Source organism: Bradyrhizobium sp. P2_E8 (assembly GCF_056403875.1).
In genome coordinates, this window is sequence record NZ_JBFUES010000964.1 from 1 (window position 1) to 2,782 (window position 2,782).

Genomic DNA, 2,782 nt, shown 5'->3' on the forward strand with positions numbered 1-2,782 from the left:
AGCGAGGACGGCCTCAAGGTCGACGCGAAGATCGACAGCCTGACGCTCGCCGACATTGCCTTCGATTCCAAGACGCTGCGCGTGGTCGCCGAGGCCGGCGGCTCGCTCAACGTGTATGTGACGAAGCTGTCGGGGATGTAGCGCGCCTTCGCTGTCCGGGCCCGCCTGCGCCTTCGCTTGCGCCGCTGGCATTCTCGTCGGAGGGTGCTAAGCTGTTCCTCGTAACCTCGAACGAGGTCCTGGCAGCACTGTAGCTGATAACGCGAGGACAAGATGGAAGCCGGCATGGTCACGTCTGCGCCGGCACTGGTGCGCTTCTCCGGCATTCAGAAAACCTATGATGGCGAGCACCTCGTGGTGAAGAACCTCGATCTCGACATCAGGAAGGGCGAGTTCATCACGCTGCTCGGCCCGTCGGGCTCGGGCAAGACGACCACGCTGATGATGCTGGCCGGCTTCGAGGTTCCGACCCATGGCGAGATTTATCTCGCCGACCGGCCTATCAAGAACGTGCCGCCCCATAAGCGCGACATCGGCATGGTGTTCCAGAACTATGCCTTGTTTCCACACCTGACGATTGCAGAAAATATCGCCTTCCCGCTGTCCGTTCGCAAGACGAGCAAGGCGGAAGCGCAGGAGCGCGTCAGGGCCGCGTTGCGCATGATCAAGATGGAACCCCTGGCGCACCGGCGGCCCGGGCAGCTGTCCGGCGGTCAGCAGCAGCGCGTGGCCCTGGCCCGCGCGCTGGTTTTCAATCCGCAACTCGTGCTGATGGACGAGCCCCTTGGCGCCCTCGACAAGCGCCTGCGGGAGCAGATGCAACTGGAGATCAAGCAACTGCACGAGACGATGGGCATCACCGTCGTCTACGTCACTCACGATCAGAGTGAAGCGCTCACCATGTCGGACCGCATCGCCGTGTTCAACGACGGCATCGTGCAGCAGATCGACAGGCCCGACGCGCTGTACGAGCATCCGGTGAACAGCTTCGTCGCTCACTTCATCGGCGAGAACAATGTGCTGGCCGGCACCGTCGAGACAGTCGAAAAGGAATATTGCCGCGTCGCGCTGGCTGGTGGTGGCGCCGTGACCGCGCGGGCGGTCAATGTATCAGGCGCGGGCGCATCAACCTCCCTGTCGGTGCGGCCGGAGCGCGTCGCCATTGTCCCGGATGGCGCCTCCAGCGAAGGACCGAACCGTCTGCCGGCCAGGGTTCAGAACACCATCTATCTCGGCGACCACGCGCTGGCCGTGCTCAATGTCGCCGGCAACGGGGAGTTCATGGTCAAGCTTCAGCCGGGAGCGCATGACAGCCTGAGACATGGTAGCCTGAGGCCTGGCGAAAACGTGTTCATCACCTTCCGCCCCGAGGACTGCCTGGCCCTCGATCCCGCCTGATCCAACGCAAGCGGATCCGCATCGATCAACTACAATGCAACTCACATAAAGAAGGAACAAAGACCATGCTGAAGCGCAAGATTGGCAAGATCGCTCTGGGCCTGGCCGCGGCACTGAGCGCCAGCGCTGCGCTGGCGACGGTCGCGCAGGCGCGTGACCTCACGGTCGTGTCGTGGGGCGGGGCGTATCAGGATGCCCAGAAGAAGGTCTATTTCGAGCCGTTCAAGAAGGCAGCCGGCGTCCCGATGAACGACGAGTCCTGGGACGGCGGTGTCGGCGTATTGCGCGCCAAGGTGCAGGGTGGCGCCGCCACCTGGGACGTCGTCCAGGTCGAGAGCGACGAACTCGCCGTCGGCTGCGAGGAAGGCCTGTTCGAGAAGCTCGATTACTCCAAGATCGGCGGCGAGGCCGCCTATATCCCGCCGTCGGTCAATCCCTGCGGCGTCGGCGCCATCCTCTATGATTTCGTCCTCGGCTACGACAAGGACAAGCTGAAGGACGCGCCCAAGGGCTGGGCCGACTTCTTCGACACCAAGAAGATTCCGGGCAAGCGCGCGCTGCGTCAGGGCCCGAAGACCACGCTGGAGATCGCCCTCATGGCCGACGGCGTCCCGCCGAAGGACGTCTACAAGGTGCTGGCGACCGACGATGGCGTCGATCGCGCGTTCAAGAAGCTCGACACCATCAAGGGCGACCTCGTCTGGTGGAAGGCCGGCGCCCAGCCGCCGCAATTGCTCGCCTCCGGCGAGGTGGCGATGACCTCGGTCTACAATGGCCGCATCGACACCGCGAACAAGAACGAGAAGAAGAATTTTGGCATGGTGTGGGACGGCGCGCTCTTCACCCTCGACAGCTGGGTCATCCTGAAGGGCAGCCCGAACAAGGACGCGGCCTACAAGTTCCTGGACTTCGCGGGCAAGGCGGAGAACCAGTCGAAACTGTCGGAGAACATCGCCTACGGCACCTCGAACAAGGACGCCGCCGCCCTGATCCAGCCGGCAGTCCTGAAAGATCTGCCGACCGCGCCTGACAACATCAAGAACGCGGTCGAGATCAACGTGGGCTTCTGGCTCGAGAACATCGACCGCTTGACCGAGCGCTTCAACAAATGGGCCGCGAAATAGCGCGCGAGCGAACCGGCGTGCGACGCAGGCAGAGGGTCGGTGCCCCCTCGCCTGTGCCCCGCGCCTTGCCTGAAATCGAAGGGCAACCGCATTTGAGAGCAGTTTCGTTGCGGCCATCCTTCGAGACGCCCGCTTTTGGCGGGCTCCTCAGGATGAGGATGGAGTATGCGGCCGCCATTTCACCGGCACCGATGTCGATGAGCCTCATCCTGAGGAGACCGCAAAGCGGTCGTCTCGAAGGACGAGGCGCGCGCTCAGGT

General features: G+C 63.4%; 2 protein-coding genes. Both read left to right on the top strand.

Annotation, left to right across the window (positions count from 1 at the left end):
- Window positions 1-273: 273 nt before the first annotated feature.
- A complete protein-coding gene (locus tag AC1D00_RS35040; RefSeq protein ID WP_404553624.1) occupies window positions 274-1,398 on the top strand; it encodes an ABC transporter ATP-binding protein in 1,125 nt (374 codons plus the stop codon).
- 65 nt (window positions 1,399-1,463) lie between these two features.
- Window positions 1,464-2,522: an ABC transporter substrate-binding protein gene (locus AC1D00_RS35045; protein ID WP_477013828.1), complete on the top strand. Its 1,059-nt coding sequence runs from the start codon at window positions 1,464-1,466 to the stop codon at window positions 2,520-2,522.
- The last annotated feature ends 260 nt before the right edge of the window (window positions 2,523-2,782 follow it).

Excerpts from the sequence above, each read along its gene's own strand:
- AC1D00_RS35040 (WP_404553624.1), top strand. The coding sequence starts at position 274 with ATGGAAGCCGGCATGGTCACGTCTGCGCCGGCACTGGTGCGCTTCTCC.
- AC1D00_RS35045 (WP_477013828.1), top strand. The coding sequence starts at position 1,464 with ATGCTGAAGCGCAAGATTGGCAAGATCGCTCTGGGCCTGGCCGCGGCA.